21 protein-coding genes, 1 tRNA gene and 1 pseudogene are annotated in these 13961 nt (G+C 36.3%); 8 read left to right on the forward strand and 15 right to left on the reverse strand.

All coding sequences use genetic code 11. The features are described 5' to 3' along the window. Positions 1–12 precede the first annotated feature (12 nt). The 6 genes from T432_RS0103195 to azu form a co-directional block, all read right to left on the reverse strand. Positions 13–1269, reverse strand: a complete 1257-nt coding sequence (locus T432_RS0103195) for an NADH-quinone oxidoreductase subunit D (RefSeq protein WP_014111156.1) — start codon at positions 1267–1269, stop codon at positions 13–15. Continuing rightward, positions 1262–1876, reverse strand: coding sequence for an NADH-quinone oxidoreductase subunit C (locus tag T432_RS0103200; RefSeq protein WP_028884154.1), 615 nt, complete (start codon positions 1874–1876; stop codon positions 1262–1264). The genes T432_RS0103195 and T432_RS0103200 overlap by 8 nt, the downstream gene beginning before the upstream one ends. Before the next feature lie 9 nt (positions 1877–1885). Next, positions 1886–2365: a NuoB/complex I 20 kDa subunit family protein gene (locus T432_RS0103205; RefSeq protein ID WP_014111154.1), complete on the reverse strand. Its 480-nt coding sequence runs from the start codon at positions 2363–2365 to the stop codon at positions 1886–1888. A gap of 14 nt (positions 2366–2379) precedes the next feature. Further along, a complete protein-coding gene (locus T432_RS0103210; RefSeq protein ID WP_014111153.1) occupies positions 2380–2736 on the reverse strand; it encodes an NADH-quinone oxidoreductase subunit A in 357 nt (118 codons plus the stop codon). Positions 2737–2875: 139 nt separating this feature from the next. Then, complete coding sequence (locus T432_RS0103215) at positions 2876–4039, reverse strand: porin (RefSeq protein ID WP_028884155.1); 1164 nt, start codon at positions 4037–4039, stop codon at positions 2876–2878. Between the two features lie 391 nt (positions 4040–4430). Further along, positions 4431–4883: an azurin gene (azu, locus tag T432_RS0103220; protein WP_028884156.1), complete on the reverse strand. Its 453-nt coding sequence runs from the start codon at positions 4881–4883 to the stop codon at positions 4431–4433. Between the two features lie 224 nt (positions 4884–5107). Between azu and T432_RS0103225 the strand changes: the two genes are divergently transcribed. Next, positions 5108–5575 (forward strand): DoxX family protein, encoded by a 468-nt coding sequence (locus tag T432_RS0103225; protein WP_044971085.1) that lies wholly within the window; start codon positions 5108–5110, stop codon positions 5573–5575. A 347-nt stretch (positions 5576–5922) separates the two neighbouring features. On the opposite strand, the gene T432_RS0103230 is transcribed toward T432_RS0103225, so the two are convergent. From T432_RS0103230 to T432_RS08470, 6 genes and pseudogenes are all read right to left on the reverse strand, one after another. Further along, positions 5923–6213: a hypothetical protein gene (locus tag T432_RS0103230; RefSeq protein ID WP_028884158.1), complete on the reverse strand. Its 291-nt coding sequence runs from the start codon at positions 6211–6213 to the stop codon at positions 5923–5925. A 26-nt stretch (positions 6214–6239) separates the two neighbouring features. Further along, positions 6240–6731 (reverse strand): hypothetical protein, encoded by a 492-nt coding sequence (locus T432_RS0103235; protein WP_028884159.1) that lies wholly within the window; start codon positions 6729–6731, stop codon positions 6240–6242. A gap of 57 nt (positions 6732–6788) precedes the next feature. After that, positions 6789–7052, reverse strand: a pseudogene (locus T432_RS08785) (LPD3 domain-containing protein); the annotation flags it as partial. Positions 7053–7067: 15 nt separating this feature from the next. Continuing rightward, positions 7068–8339: a hypothetical protein gene (locus T432_RS08655; protein ID WP_028884160.1), complete on the reverse strand. Its 1272-nt coding sequence runs from the start codon at positions 8337–8339 to the stop codon at positions 7068–7070. A 105-nt stretch (positions 8340–8444) separates the two neighbouring features. Further along, a complete protein-coding gene (locus T432_RS0103245; RefSeq protein WP_028884161.1) occupies positions 8445–9131 on the reverse strand; it encodes an LPD3 domain-containing protein in 687 nt (228 codons plus the stop codon). Between the two features lie 59 nt (positions 9132–9190). Continuing rightward, positions 9191–9340, reverse strand: a complete 150-nt coding sequence (locus T432_RS08470) for a hypothetical protein (protein ID WP_156026329.1) — start codon at positions 9338–9340, stop codon at positions 9191–9193. Between the two features lie 142 nt (positions 9341–9482). Here T432_RS08470 and T432_RS0103255 point away from each other — a divergent pair, with 142 nt between their 5' ends. From T432_RS0103255 to T432_RS0103290, 7 genes are all read left to right on the forward strand, one after another. After that, entirely contained in the window at positions 9483–9854 is a 372-nt protein-coding gene (locus T432_RS0103255) for a hypothetical protein (protein ID WP_028884162.1), read from the forward strand. A 36-nt stretch (positions 9855–9890) separates the two neighbouring features. Further along, on the forward strand, positions 9891–10283 hold the full coding sequence (locus T432_RS0103260; protein WP_028884163.1) for a hypothetical protein: 393 nt from the start codon (positions 9891–9893) through the stop codon (positions 10281–10283). Between the two features lie 50 nt (positions 10284–10333). Beyond that, positions 10334–10534 carry a hypothetical protein gene (locus T432_RS0103265; protein ID WP_028884164.1) on the forward strand — a complete coding sequence of 67 codons (201 nt, stop codon included), beginning with the start codon at positions 10334–10336 and terminating at the stop codon, positions 10532–10534. 1 nt (position 10535) lies between these two features. Continuing rightward, entirely contained in the window at positions 10536–10874 is a 339-nt protein-coding gene (locus tag T432_RS07905; RefSeq protein WP_044971086.1) for a plasmid mobilization protein, read from the forward strand. Positions 10875–11170: 296 nt separating this feature from the next. Continuing rightward, entirely contained in the window at positions 11171–11323 is a 153-nt protein-coding gene (locus T432_RS08475; protein ID WP_156026331.1) for a hypothetical protein, read from the forward strand. Positions 11324–11332: 9 nt separating this feature from the next. After that, positions 11333–11512 carry a hypothetical protein gene (locus T432_RS0103285; protein ID WP_028884165.1) on the forward strand — a complete coding sequence of 60 codons (180 nt, stop codon included), beginning with the start codon at positions 11333–11335 and terminating at the stop codon, positions 11510–11512. A 42-nt stretch (positions 11513–11554) separates the two neighbouring features. Continuing rightward, on the forward strand, positions 11555–11875 hold the full coding sequence (locus T432_RS0103290; RefSeq protein ID WP_028884166.1) for a hypothetical protein: 321 nt from the start codon (positions 11555–11557) through the stop codon (positions 11873–11875). Between the two features lie 145 nt (positions 11876–12020). Here the strand turns inward: T432_RS0103290 and T432_RS0103295 are convergent, their stop codons facing one another. The 3 genes from T432_RS0103295 to secG form a co-directional block, all read right to left on the reverse strand. Continuing rightward, a complete protein-coding gene (locus T432_RS0103295; protein ID WP_028884167.1) occupies positions 12021–12617 on the reverse strand; it encodes a tyrosine-type recombinase/integrase in 597 nt (198 codons plus the stop codon). A gap of 594 nt (positions 12618–13211) precedes the next feature. Beyond that, positions 13212–13294, reverse strand: a tRNA-Leu gene (locus tag T432_RS0103300). 6 nt (positions 13295–13300) lie between these two features. Next, positions 13301–13954, reverse strand: coding sequence for a preprotein translocase subunit SecG (secG, locus tag T432_RS08760; protein ID WP_028884168.1), 654 nt, complete (start codon positions 13952–13954; stop codon positions 13301–13303). Positions 13955–13961 lie beyond the last annotated feature (7 nt).

The raw sequence follows: 13961 nt of genomic DNA on the forward strand, positions 1-13961 counted from the left end.
TGCTAGCACATACTAGCGATCAATTTCACCAAATACAATATCTTGCGTACCAATTACGGTAACAGCATCCGCAATCATATGACCTCGTGTCATTTCATCGAATGATTGCAAATGCACAAATCCAGGGGCTCTGATTTTTAAGCGATAAGGTTTATTAGCCCCATCAGAAATTATATAAACTCCAAATTCGCCCTTAGGATGTTCAACGCATGAGTAGACTTCACCCTCAGGAACAGGAAACCCTTCTGTGAAGAACTTAAAGTGGTGAATTAAATCCTCCATACCCGATTTAATGAGTTCTCGTTTAGGAGGTGCAATTTTATGATTGTCTACTATAACAGGACCTGGGTTTTCTTTAAGCCACTTAACGCACTGAGCAATAATCTTATTACTTTCGCGCAATTCTGCAATTCTACATAAATATCTATCGTAGCAATCACCATTTACGCCAACAGGTGTCATAAACTCAAGTTTATCGTAAACTTCATATGGTTGTTTACGACGCAAATCCCACTCTATTCCACATCCACGGAGCATAACTCCAGAAAATCCCAAAGCTTTAGCTCTTTCAGGTTCAACAATACCAATGTTTACTAGGCGCTGCTTCCAAATACGATTATCTGTAAGCAAGGTTTCATATTCATCTACGCATTTAGGGAATCTTTGAGTAAAGTCTTCAATAAAATCTAGTAAGGATCCTTCACGAGCTTGATTAAGTCGCTTCATCTCACGAACATTACGATATTTTGAATCAATCTCATGCTTAGGCATAGTGTCTGGAAGGTCACGATACACACCACCCACCCTGTAATAAGCCGCATGCATACGAGCACCAGAAACAGCTTCATAACAGTCCATTAAATCTTCACGCTCACGGAACATATAAAGCATGCCAGCCATAGCACCTACGTCCAATGCGTGAGACCCTAAGCTCATAAGGTGATTTAAAATACGAGTAATTTCATCGAACATCACACGGATATACTGAGCTCGAATAGGCACTTCAATTCCAAGTAGTCGTTCAATACCCATCACATACGCATGCTCATTACACATCATGGATACATAATCTAAACGATCCATATATGGCAATGCTTGTAAGAATGTCTTAGATTCTGCTAATTTTTCAGTACCACGATGAAGCAAGCCAATATGCGGATCAGCTCTTTGGATTACTTCTCCGTTTAATTCGAGGATTAGACGTAACACTCCATGAGCCGCAGGGTGTTGAGGTCCAAAATTAAGTGTGTAGTTTTGTAATTCAGACATTTTTTAAACCTCCATACCCTTCTTCGCGAATAATGCGAGGCGTAATTTCACGAGGTTCAATAGTAACTGGTTGGTAAACGACACGATTTTGTTCTTCATCAAAAATCATTTCAACATAACCAGATACAGGGAAATCTTTTCTTAATGGATGTCCTATAAACCCGTAATCTGTAAGAATTCTACGAAGATCTGGATGTCCCTCGAAAACAATTCCATACATATCAAATGCTTCGCGTTCAAACCATCCAATGTTTGCCCATATATCAGTTAATGAATCAACCATAGGAAGCTCATCATCCTCAGCAAATGTACGCACTCTTAGGCGAGAATTATGTACTGTGCTCAAAAGATGCAAAACAACAGCAAATCGATTAGAGTATGATTTTTTTGAAATTGAACTTGGTTGACCGTATTTTGAATAATCCACACCACATAAATCAACCGCAATATCAAAACGCAAGTCTTTATGATCACGTAGGGTGCGACATGTATCAACCCAATCGGAAGCAGGGACTTCAATTGTAAGTTCGCCAACACAATCAATTATAGGAAATTTATCCCCTAAATGTTGAGTAATACTGGATTTGAGGTTATCAATTGATCTCATGCTATGCTCCTACTTCTCTCTTGCTATCGTTAAAGTGCGACGCATTTTATTTTGAAGCTGAAGCATGCCATATATTAAAGCTTCCGCTGTAGGTGGGCAACCAGGCACATAAATATCCACTGGTACTATTCGATCACAGCCCCTTACAACAGCGTATGAATAGTGATAATATCCCCCACCATTTGCACAAGACCCCATAGATACAACCCATCTAGGTTCTGCCATCTGGTCATAAACTTTGCGTAAAGCTGGTGCCATTTTATTAGTGAGTGTGCCAGCAACAATCATAATATCGGATTGTCGAGGGCTAGGTCGGAAAATAATGCCGAATTGGTCGAGATCATATCTAGCAGCACCTGCATGCATCATCTCGACGGCACAACAGGCTAATCCGAATGTAACAGGCCACATAGAGCCTGTACGCAACCAATGTAAAACCGCATCTGTTGAGGTTACTAAAAAACCTTTGTTATTTGAATAATCTGACATAAATTAACCTTGAATTAATCCCAATCCAAAGCACCTTTTTTCCACTCGTAGATAAAACCTACAGTAAGAATAAAAAGGAATAGCATGGCTGTACCGAATCCCACAAGACCGATATAATCATTTGCTATAGCCCATGGAAAAAGAAACGCTAATTCTAAATCGAAAAGAATAAATAGGATGGCAACGAGATAATATCTGACATCAAATCTCATACGTGCATCTTCAAACGCTTGGAAACCACATTCGTAAGGAGAATTTTTTTCGGAGTCTGGTTTATGTGGGCCTAGCATAGCTCCAGTAAAAACTAGAAAAGCTCCAAAAACAGTAGCTATGAGAATAAAGAGGAAAATGGGAAAATATTCTGCAGTCATATTAGATTATATATTTTTTAAGCTGCTTGATTTTACCACTTTAGAAGGTATATATGAAAGGAAATATATCAATTTTTTTATAAAAATACCCCCGAATAATCGGGGGTAGTAGAACTAAATTAACTAGATATAATTTAGATTAGAAGCGGTGACGTAGACCAACTTTGAATTCTGAAGCTGAGTCAGATCGAGCACCTTCTACATCAGATCTAGTGTACATGTATGTGCCTTGAACATATACGTTAGTACGTTTAGAAAGTTTATGCTCGAAGCCTAAAGCAAATCCATGACCCATGATTGTATAGTTGTTCTGAGCATTGTCGTCAGGAGTAGCATTACCGCCCCAGTATTTAACGTGAACTTTTGAAGCATCACCCACTGGTGCAGAAATGCCAGCAAACCACATATTTGAAATAGGTTCAACTTCTTTACCACCAGGTTGCTGAACAGCATGAGTAACTCCTAAAGCTTTTCCACCGAAGAAGCCATCCCATTGACGTCCATAGCCTAAGAATAATTCAACTGCACCAAAGTCATAACCACCGCCGACTGTTAATGCTTTAGCATTAGTTTTTGCAACTTCATATTTAACATTACCATTAGCGTCAGTACCTACAGCTTCCTTATCGCGAGTTTGCAATGAATCGAAAGTAATACCGAATGACAATTTGTTTTTCTTATAACCAATACCTATACCCATATATGATGAGCTATCGTAAGTGTTCGTATTTACCCCATTAGAAGATCCAGAATCTACTTTTTTTCCAGTACGACTATAACCACCTTGAATTCCGAAAACTAGACCGTTATTATCGTTAGAAAGAAATTTAACAGTAGGTAGATCTTTTAGGCGATATGATAGAGCTCCGTGTGCTTCACCAGCATCTGCATTACCCCAGTCCATTCCTTGAGAAATTAGGTCGTCAGCAATATTATTTTGAAGTCCAACAGTAAGAGTACCAAAACCACCTTTAAGACCTAAGATAGCTTTACGATTAAATAATTGACCAGATTTGTTAGTACCTAATACAGAATCAAAACCAGATTCAATTTGGAAGATAGCTGAAAGACCGTTTCCTAAGTCTTCAGAACCTTTTAAACCCCAACGTGAACTAGATTGTCCATTAACAATTGCACCTATAGATGTGTTAGTGTTAGAACCTTGAGCTGAAGTTGAACGAATTGTTTCTTGAGAATAACCGATACCAGCATCGATACGGCCATATAGAGTTACAGAAGTTTTAGCTTCAACAGCACCAGCGAAGCCAGCAAGTAGAGCAGCAACTAATAATGTCTTTTTCATTTATAAATCTCCGTAAGATTTGAAAAACCGAGCCGCAAACATCTAATTACTTAAATATCTACAACCCTAAAATTATCCCCTTTCGGGAAGTTAATGATATTCAAACAAATTTTAAGACTTCTTGCTAGTATTAATACAAAAAATCGTAAAAAAATGTGGTTTTAATGCAAAGTTGGGGGCTGAGCAGCATAAATATGTGTGTTTTATACAACCTTTGTAAATTGCAAAATATGATCAAAGCTGTCAACTTAAATTATAAAAACTTAAGAAAATACATTAACTTTTGTGAGTTAAATGATTGATGGGATGCGGGATTATTGCCACAGAGAATTGTGTTGTAAAAAAACAAAAAAACCCGCACGAGGCGGGCTTTTAAATTTGAGACTTAAAATTAGTCTACTAATTTGATATCACCAATCATGATAGCTTGGTGTCCAGGGAATGTGCAGAAGTATTGATAAGCTGTTGCTGGATCTAATTTTGAAACATCAAATGTAACTTTGTCTGATTCACCACCACCAATCATTTTAGTGTGAGCAATAACACGTGCATCACCTTCTGGGATGTAATCTTTAGCTGGACCTGCTTTACCGCCGTCAAGTGCAACACCTTTAGCATCGGCTTTTTTAACTAGAACGAAGTTATGACCCATAGCCGCTTTAGGCATTTTACCTACGTGCTTAAGTTCAACAGTAAAATCTTTGCATGATTTGCTGATTTCGATAACTTTTTTGTTGTATTGCATTGCATCGTTTGCTTCAAGAACTGTAGAGCACTCAGCTGCGAAAGCAGGAGCAGCAAAAGCAGATAATGCAGCAACTAGAGCGAATTTTTTTAAAGACATAATATAACTCCTCTGAGTAAACGGGCCGAAACCCAATCGGAAAAGCCACGTGGCTTGATGAAATGATATTACCACATATATGGGGGTGCTTTAAAAAAACCAACAAAAATTGTAGGTGATAAATGTTGCATGAAGTTTCCTTCTCTAGGATAAACACTTAGTAACGATTGTTTCTTAAGTGACTACATAGGATTAAGCTTATATTGTCAAATTTAGGAGGATATATGTTTTATAAAGGTGATTTTTCAATTCGCGGTGAATCTTTTAAATTATGTAATCCGTGGAATATTTTGCGTATTTGGTCGGGACTTAGCTTTTTACCGCATGCTTTAAGTAAATGGGTTGACGGTGGGTTGAATCCAGGGACTATAGGATTTTTCGAAAAAGCGGGATTTGATCCAGCAGCTATTTTTGTGACTATTGCCATGGTGTCGGAGTTATTGGTGGGGGTGATGTTGGTGTTGGGCATTGCCACAAGATATGCTTGCATTGCGGGAGCTGCGATTTTAGGTGTGGCTACATGGGCATTGATCACAGTTAAGGGCTGGGGATGGTCATGGAACGGCGGTGGTGTTGAGTATCTTGTATTTTGGTCAATAACTATGCTTATGATTGCTGTGCATGAATTTCAGATTAGAGGTCGCGCGGACCGCGTGAATCGTGTAGAGTTGGATAAACGCGATTTTATATAATTTGATTTCATAATGATGGGGTTTGGGGATTTGAATATTCCCTCACTCCATAGGTGGTAGGCCCCCAAGGGGTGCGAGGCTCCAAAGGGGCCTTACTTATTTGCAACTTTTTCATAATTAGGTTGATTTAGGTCCTTATCTCTTTCAATTCTAGAGATTTCTCAAATTTTTTTAGCTTGCAATCCAACTGTAAATTTATTTACTTTACCCAATTTAGAGTATATTTCTTTCAATTCTGTAGGAATAACTAGTGAATTCTAAGTAAAATTAGAATTAAATATAGTCTGCGTATTGTTATTCCACTTGAGATTTACAACTTTACATCTGGGGTAATAATTTGCATATTATTATGTTTTGCTTCCAACCCTAATTTCATATTTTTCCCAATGCTTATTGAATAAATCTTTAATCAGAGGATGCTTACTGGCTGTATATAGTACTACCTTATACTCTTGAGAGCGTGGTAATCTAAATCCATAACGTCCTAACTCGTGCCATGCAGCAAATGCAGTAAGATCAGGGGTCATATTTGATTTGTTATAAACTACATTTATCTCTTTAGAGGCTGTATCAAAATAAGCGTTTACAGTATCGTTATTAGTCTTTATATAATCTGCAGACTTACCACGATTAGCCAAGACTCTATCAAAATCCTCCCTATTAATTAAGTTAACCTTATCTTTATGTTTTCCAAAGACTTATCTGATATATTTTTTTGATTAACCATCTTACGCCTAACATCTTTATACCCAAATTTCACAAGGATATCAATTATCTCTTTAGTCAAATCTGTTTGCGTTATATAATCCAAGAATTCTTCATTACCGCTTATTTCATATTGGTCGTCATTCCTTAATTTATCTATCTTATCTAACTGATCTATAGATTCCTTACTTAGGTTTATCTTTAGTTTTTTAAAGTCTAAAACCTTTCTTGAATCTTGAAAACCATAATCAAAAAGGTCGTCATTGGCGTCGTTGCTAGAGTCTGTGCTTACTTTTTTCTTACTCTTAGAGTAATGGAAGCCCTCAAAATTAGGCACTTGCAAAATCTGCAATAATCGTTTATCATCTATATCGAATAAAGGTGAGTTTTCATATCCATGTGCCCGATGTGTTATCTGGTGAGCGGACGATAGGAACTCACCTTTTTCCATTTCAGTTAGTTTATGGTCATAATAGTTATTACCACCTTTAACATTTGCAACTACTGACTAAACAATATATTCTTTATCTCCTAATTCTTTGCTAGATAAGTAATAATCAAAATCTATGATGTGTTTCTTATCTAAGTTTTCATTTACAAAGGTATCTAAGTAAATACCATTTTTTATAAAGTACGGTACTCCAGAAACACTTTCTATATGGTCTACATTATCTAAGTCGTGTTGTAAAACTTCTTGTATACCTCTATAAACTAATTCAACCTCTTTTCCTGTATCCTTATTTTCATATTTCCCACGTAAAGACTTCCCATACTCTAAAGCATTTCTCTAAAATTTTTCTTTATTACCATGATATGGAATTTCATTGCCAGTTAGACGTAAAGGTTTAGCATCTGCAAACTTCTCAAACCTTTCCCTTATTTGTGCTTTTGTTGCTTTACCCTTAGAGTTAGATTTCTCCTCTATCTCTCTTATACTAATTTTGCCACTATCTAAGCTATATCCAATATCCTCATTGTTGATTTCATCTGCACTATCTGAATTGTTAACATCTATGCTATCAAGGTCTTGTCTTAAGCTAGATAGAATTTCTAATAACCCTTTGTCAGTTAACTTCGTACCAAGTACTGCATTTAATATTTCTTTAATCTTATTGATTATTCTATTAAATGTAGTATCTTTATTTCCTCTTAACTCAGGGCTTATATTTAAGTTCCATTGGTTAGCTAAGTGGTCAAAATCCCCTGTTTGAGAGGCAGCAAAAATCTCTACTATTGCCTCCTCTATAGCCTTTTCATCGCTAAGTATTACGTTATCAATTGCGTAATTATCCCTCATCTTTTTAGATAGCTCTTTAATTAGAGGATGCTTACTGGCTGTATCTAGTACTACCTTATACTCTTGAGAGCGTGGTAATCTAAATCCATAATGTCCTAACTCGTGCCATGCAGCAAATGCAGCAAGCTCAGGGGTCATATTTGATTTGTTATAAACTACATTAATCTCTTTAGAGGCTGTATCAAAATAAGCGTTTACAGTATCATAGTTAGTCTCTATATAATCTGCAGACTTACCACGATTAGCCAAGACTCTAGCAAAATCCGCTCTACTAATTAAGTTAACCTTATCTTTATGTTTTCCTGTTGCTCTATCTACTGCGTCTCTTATAAGTTTATATTGAGTGTTGTATTTTTCTTTATCGCTATTGAAATCATCTACAATTTTTGCTAATATATTTACGTCCTCTGTGTGGGGTGGGCGCTCCAGACCTTGAAATTCTTTTTCAATCTCTGTCGTTACCCAAGATACCGCAGAGGACTTTTCATTAGTATCCACTGCTTCAACCGTATATAAACTATTGCGTGGTTTAGGATTATCTATTACACTTTGATTAGAAAGCGTATCGTTTAGCACGTAGGAGTCAAGGCTATAACTTTTAGTTTTAGTGGCAGTACTCGTACGCTTTCTTTTGTACATAGTTGTTAAAGCTAGATGTTTTTTACCAGTCCTTACTTCTTCTACTAGATAAGCAGAGCCATCATCTACAGATTTATCAAATACAATTGAATATATATTGTGTTTTTTATGGTTGGATAACATAGGCTGTACAGTATCCCCTCCTGAAAATACATATTTAATAGTATCCTTAGCAGTTTTATATACAATCTCTTTAGCTCTTAGAATTAGATTAGGTTTATATTCAGCCTAAGGTCTTTCCCTTACTTCACCTTTTGAATACTTAATTGTTTCATCTAGCTTGACTGTTAAGTATGTCTTAAGTATACTTTTCAAGTTATAGTTGGATATTTTCTGTTCTATGACCGCACCTCTTGTGGAGTTATTGTCAGTCTCGCCTACCGTGAAATCCGGAGCAACTGTAGCATGCCTCAAGAGGTGTTTTTCTGAATGTACACTATGTACATACATTTTGTTCTTATTTATATCTTTGTGTGCTAATACAGTTACTATGGTTTTCTCACCGTCTATCATTACTGGTGCACTAATATGGATATTATGTTTTAATTTTTCCTTAACCTGAGCTACTACTGCACCTTTTTCAATTACAGATTTTACTGATTGAAATGCTAGTGCTTTTGTATAGTGATTATTGTGTGATACAGAATCTTTGTATGAGCGTTTATCAAATTCTATAACACCAGCCTCAGGATTAGTTGCTTTATTTCCCCATTGTTTAAAAAGATTTAATACATAATTTTTTGTATACTCTTTATCTCTAAATCTTTCATCACCATTTATTTCAATAACTGGCTCACCTTGTAATATCCTAGCTTTTTCTTGAGTAGAAATATTATCTTTTCTTTGATTAAACGTTTTCTTAGCATTATCTCTAGACTTACTAAATAATATCCCTTGAGCAAAATCACTATCCACATCTATAGGTGCTGATACAAAGATTTTCTCATCATTTATTATTACTATAGTCTCGTTTTCTAAATCAAAGTCATCGTGCCACTCCTGCCCTTAGCATTAAAATCGGTAATATCTCTTAGCTTAACCTTTTCAGAACCCTCTAAATCCCTTACATTAAATATCGCCTCCTCTGCAGGATCGCCATAAAGAGGCACAAGGACTGAATACACGGACGAATTCCAGCTAGAATTCGAATGTGACTTCTTAAATGGACTTAAATAACAAGTGCTAAATCAAGAGCACAACATTAACAAAAAATTAGAATTTTTATAATTAATTAGGGCGGAAACGCCCTACCTACTGGAGACATAAATGAACTACAAATCAGAACACAAAAAATTAGAGAAAATTATCAACGATAACCTTAACTTGAACATTAATGAATACTGGGCTATAGAAAAAGCCGAATTAGATATTCAGCAAATAATCGAATGGGTGCACCGCAAAACTTGGGAAGCTAGACACCCACAAGGCTCAAAAAGAATCGATTTAGAAGCCTTTAAAAACTTCAGAAAATTTAATGACGAGTTCTCTTGGGTCGAGGGGTTCGATAGCACTATCCCACCTTGGGACCTTGCAAAAATAGATGCTGATATAGAGATTGAAATAAGCCACGAAATCGAGAAAACCTTAAAAGGAATATATTTTAAAATCTCTAAAATAATTGCGAAAGAAGTACTTTGATTTTAACGGCGGGTCCACCCCGCCTTGGAGAACAAAATGAGAATTAGTAACATCAGAAGTTTTAAAACTCTTGCAGAAGTAACAAACGACTGCACCAACGATAAATACAGATTAATAGAAGCTATGACTGGCGAGATATGGCTTGTAAAATTAGTCTGGGACCCATTTACACCCCCGAGGTTCGAGCGTATTCGCAACGGTGAGCGCGTTGATATGAACTATGTGTATTACGATAATGCAGAATTCGTATGCTATAAGTCAGAAATACATAAGTTTATTCTAAGAGAGGCGGTAAGAAAATCTTTGCCCATCAAAGATTTTAATACAGGCGAACAAATCGCCGACTACTACAATAAATGGGATTTCCCTGTTGGAGTCTTTGAAGTTACCGATGACGAATGGGAAGAGATGAATTCAGATAAAATCTAAGGGAATCGATATACATTCAAAGATGAATCCGACGGATTAAAGGAGAAAAAATGAAGTGGGAAGTGGACTTGTTAAATAACACAGTCAAAGGAAATGGCTGGGAGTTTGAAGTTACCCATCTTGATGACGGCTCTATTGACTGTAACTCTACGGTCATACCTGATGATGCGGATATTGACAATGTTCTACAGATTGTTAAATCCGCAGGTGATGCATATATGAGTGAGATTAAAAATCAAACTAGGAATTAATATGTGGGAAATTGATAATCAAAATCGAACAGCCAGTAAAAAAGGATGGCTTGTGTTCTTTAAAAAAGAAAGAGGCGGATATAAATCAAGCGTGATTACTCATCCACCTGTTTCACAAAAAGAAATCTATAAGCAGCAAGAGTCCGCCGAGAAAGCATTCAAAAAAGCAAATCCTAGACTAGATATGCTTGGGAATAAGTACGGATACAAAGAGGTTAAAAAAACCGAACATATACACGTAAAAGTTACTAAAAATGAAAAAGAATCTATTCAAGCACAAGCAAAAGAAGCCAAGAAATCGGTAAGCGCTTATATACTTTCAAAACTTAATCTAGAGTAGACAACAATCCCCTCATCTCTAACTTAGAACGTAAGCTATCTCTACCCTTTGTGAACATACCATATAACTGCTGCTTTGCGAATTGCGGATGAGATAGCGGTTCCTCTTTAGGGAGGCAGCACTTGAGAGTGGTTAAAAAGCTGTTGAGAATTTAAAGCTATTTACTAAAGCGCAAGGAAGTGAGTTATTAAATATCAGCACACCTACTCTAATGAAACGTATAAAAGCGGGAAAGGTTAAAACTGTGGATGGCTACATCTTAGGTGCGGAATTACTTAAATATATAGAGGGAAATAATGTCACAGATTGAGCTTATACAACAGGGTGAGGACTTTAAATCAAAGCCTATTTTTCCATACCCAGGCGGTAAGACTAAATTAGCAAATAATATCCTGCCGCTTATACCTGATCACAAGAAAAGCAGGGAATTAATTATCACTAATTACTAAGGAGCGTCTATGACTATAGAGGAGATTAACGCAATAGATAAAGAGACTATTAATTTATATGACTCTCTATTAGGAATACTGGGTGAGAATCTCAATGAGGAAACAATGATAGAGGTAAAAAGAAAATTAACAGCTTTAGTTTCTAAAAATTTTAAACTGTCAATAGAACTAAGAAAAGGCATAAAGTGAATATAAAATATAGAACAGGTAAAACCGTGATAGGTATTAAAAATGACTAATCCAACATTAAGAGAATTTCTAAAAGATAACGAGGACAAATGTATTGCAATAAGAGATATCTACAAGGCATCGTATCGTGGAAGGGAGCTCTGTAGTACTCTAAGAGAATTTTATAATAACCTAATTGATATATATGACAGCGATGGCAATGAGTTAATTGATAATCTCAAAAAACATAACGACCTTAAAGATAATCTATTTAGAAAAGGTTTAGTGCCTGAATATTATCAGTGGGAATTTGAATCAATAATAGGAAATTACTACTTTGACATTCGTAAAAAGATAAAAGATTTTGATTTATCTAAAGATTAATATATAATATAGGTGTCTGATATGTTCTATCAGTTTTGTTCCTTAAACCCGTGCTAGAAATAGTGCGGGTTTTCCTTTAAGCACATAATTTATCAATAAAATTCAAATACTTACTGCAAAATTTACTCATAACCTACACGTAAATTTAATCTAATTTCTTAGCTATATCCTCTGCACTCTCTCTATAATAAATCATAAGTTTAGATAAATCAGAATGCCCTAGTATTCTAGCTAAATCCGTAACGTTTACTTTCTTAGCTAGTCTTGTACATGCAGTAGCACGTAAATCGTGAAAGGTAAATCCACTTAATCTTGCCTCAATTCTAGCTCTCCTAAATAACGTCCCTACTGTATTAGGAGCAACATCAAAAACCTTATCTGAATTATGTAGCTCCCTTAGTCTATCTAATATATCTATAGCCTTTTTAGATAGGGGGACTTTTCTTACTCCTGAGCGTGTCTTAGCCTCTCTTATCGATAGTGTGGGATACTTAATATCGGTCCATAAAAGATTGCACATCTCGCCGCAACGCATACCAGTTTCAACAGCAAAATCCACCATATAAGATATTCGATTACTTACTGTATCGGTATCCTTGTCTTGGTTAAGGGCGTATTTTATAGCCTCTATTTCTTTTTGAGTAACTATCCTCTCCCTTGGCGGTGTCTCAGGGGGACGTTTGACTGTGGACATAGGATTATCAGAAATCAATAACCACTCATTTATAGCCAATTTAAACATGCCCGATAATATTGCCCACTCTCTCCTTACAGATGCAGGTTTAACCTCAGATAATCTTATATCTCTCCAGTTAGCAAAATCCTCTGCGGTTAACTCATAGAGATACTTATTAGATAGATTAGGGAAACGATTTATAAATCTATTTATTCTAAGGCTATTAGACTTATAGGCTTTAAGATTTTCTATACTCTTTTTATATCTCTCAAGAGCCTCTTTAAGTGTTACCTTTTTAGTTCTTTAAGGATTTAATGTGGTTTGCATATACCACTCGTTACATTCTTTTTTATTAGGAAATGTTTTAGAAACCCGCTTCACATCTATAAAGGCTTGTATCCTGTACTTATCTCCCCTTTTTATTATTGTCGCCATGTGCTTTTCTGACCTCTCAAAAAAAAAATTATATTTTTTGGTGCAGTTTTTGGTGCTGTTTTGGTGCTGTTTTGGTGCTGTTTTGGTGCAGTTTTGTGTGCGATTTGTGTGCAATTTGTTTTAAATATTTTTGCTTATATACAAAAATTCATAAAGCGACTAATAGATAACGCCTTGAATTTTAAGAATTTTTGATTATATTGAAAAATTTAGAAAGTTTGGGAATGCACCCGGCGAGACTTGAACTCGCACGACCTGTGGTCACTACCCCCTCAAGATAGCGTGTCTACCAATTCCACCACGGGTGCATAAAACTATTGTACAGAAGCTGGGGGATTTTCCGAGTTTGATTCTTGTTTGGTATTTGAAGATGGACTCTCTAGAGATCCATTTTGTGGTTGAGGTGCTACTTCAGGCTTAGAAGCAGGTTCTGGTTTAGGCTCAACCGATGGTGAAATTTCAATAACTGGTTTCTCGACAGCTGGAGCAGGAGTTGGTTTATTTTCCTCAACAGGTTTAGATTCACTAACAGGCTTAGAATCTTTTGAAGAATTTGAATCTTCATTAGATTTCACACTATCCTCAGTTTTAACCTGCGGAACAGTAGGAACATTAGGAGTGGCTGATCCATCACCTGGCACAGTAGCAGCTCCAGGAATTACAGGAGTAGCTGAATACCCTTCCATTAAACTACCGCTATCAGTTGGTTTTGGTGCTCTGACACCACCACCTGAGCTAACCCAAGCCAAACCTAAAGTTGTAGTGAAGAAAACAATAGCTGCCCATTTTGTCATACGAGAAAAGAAATTAGCAGATCCAGCTGCCCCAAACAAACTGCCAGCTGAGCCACCACCAAAAGAAGAACCCATATCAGCACCTTTACCTTGTTGTAAAAGCACTAATCCGATAATTGCAATTGAGCTTATGACCTGAATAACAACTAGAATAGGAAACAAATAATCTGACATATACAAT

This window comes from Taylorella asinigenitalis ATCC 700933, from assembly GCF_000687755.1.
In the GTDB taxonomy this organism is placed as follows: domain Bacteria; phylum Pseudomonadota; class Gammaproteobacteria; order Burkholderiales; family Burkholderiaceae_B; genus Taylorella; species Taylorella asinigenitalis.

Bases quoted from the DNA above. Each gene is read 5' to 3' on its own strand.
- T432_RS0103265 (WP_028884164.1), top strand. From the start codon at position 10,334: ATGAAGTGGGAAGTGGACTTGTTAAATAACACAGTCAAAGGAAATGGC.
- azu (WP_028884156.1), bottom strand. From the start codon at position 4,883: ATGTCTTTAAAAAAATTCGCTCTAGTTGCTGCATTATCTGCTTTTGCT.
- T432_RS0103260 (WP_028884163.1), top strand. From the start codon at position 9,891: ATGAGAATTAGTAACATCAGAAGTTTTAAAACTCTTGCAGAAGTAACA.
- T432_RS0103255 (WP_028884162.1), top strand. From the start codon at position 9,483: ATGAACTACAAATCAGAACACAAAAAATTAGAGAAAATTATCAACGAT.
- T432_RS0103205 (WP_014111154.1), bottom strand. From the start codon at position 2,365: ATGTCAGATTATTCAAATAACAAAGGTTTTTTAGTAACCTCAACAGAT.
- T432_RS0103285 (WP_028884165.1), top strand. From the start codon at position 11,333: ATGACTATAGAGGAGATTAACGCAATAGATAAAGAGACTATTAATTTA.
- T432_RS0103195 (WP_014111156.1), bottom strand. From the start codon at position 1,269: ATGTCTGAATTACAAAACTACACACTTAATTTTGGACCTCAACACCCT.
- T432_RS0103225 (WP_044971085.1), top strand. From the start codon at position 5,108: ATGTTTTATAAAGGTGATTTTTCAATTCGCGGTGAATCTTTTAAATTA.
- T432_RS0103295 (WP_028884167.1), bottom strand. From the start codon at position 12,617: ATGTTTAAATTGGCTATAAATGAGTGGTTATTGATTTCTGATAATCCT.
- T432_RS0103290 (WP_028884166.1), top strand. From the start codon at position 11,555: ATGACTAATCCAACATTAAGAGAATTTCTAAAAGATAACGAGGACAAA.
- T432_RS08655 (WP_028884160.1), bottom strand. From the start codon at position 8,339: ATGTTATCCAACCATAAAAAACACAATATATATTCAATTGTATTTGAT.
- T432_RS0103200 (WP_028884154.1), bottom strand. From the start codon at position 1,876: ATGAGATCAATTGATAACCTCAAATCCAGTATTACTCAACATTTAGGG.
- T432_RS08475 (WP_156026331.1), top strand. From the start codon at position 11,171: ATGTCACAGATTGAGCTTATACAACAGGGTGAGGACTTTAAATCAAAG.
- T432_RS0103210 (WP_014111153.1), bottom strand. From the start codon at position 2,736: ATGACTGCAGAATATTTTCCCATTTTCCTCTTTATTCTCATAGCTACT.
- T432_RS0103215 (WP_028884155.1), bottom strand. From the start codon at position 4,039: ATGAAAAAGACATTATTAGTTGCTGCTCTACTTGCTGGCTTCGCTGGT.
- secG (WP_028884168.1), bottom strand. From the start codon at position 13,954: ATGTCAGATTATTTGTTTCCTATTCTAGTTGTTATTCAGGTCATAAGC.
- T432_RS0103235 (WP_028884159.1), bottom strand. From the start codon at position 6,731: ATGGAAAAAGGTGAGTTCCTATCGTCCGCTCACCAGATAACACATCGG.
- T432_RS07905 (WP_044971086.1), top strand. From the start codon at position 10,536: ATGTGGGAAATTGATAATCAAAATCGAACAGCCAGTAAAAAAGGATGG.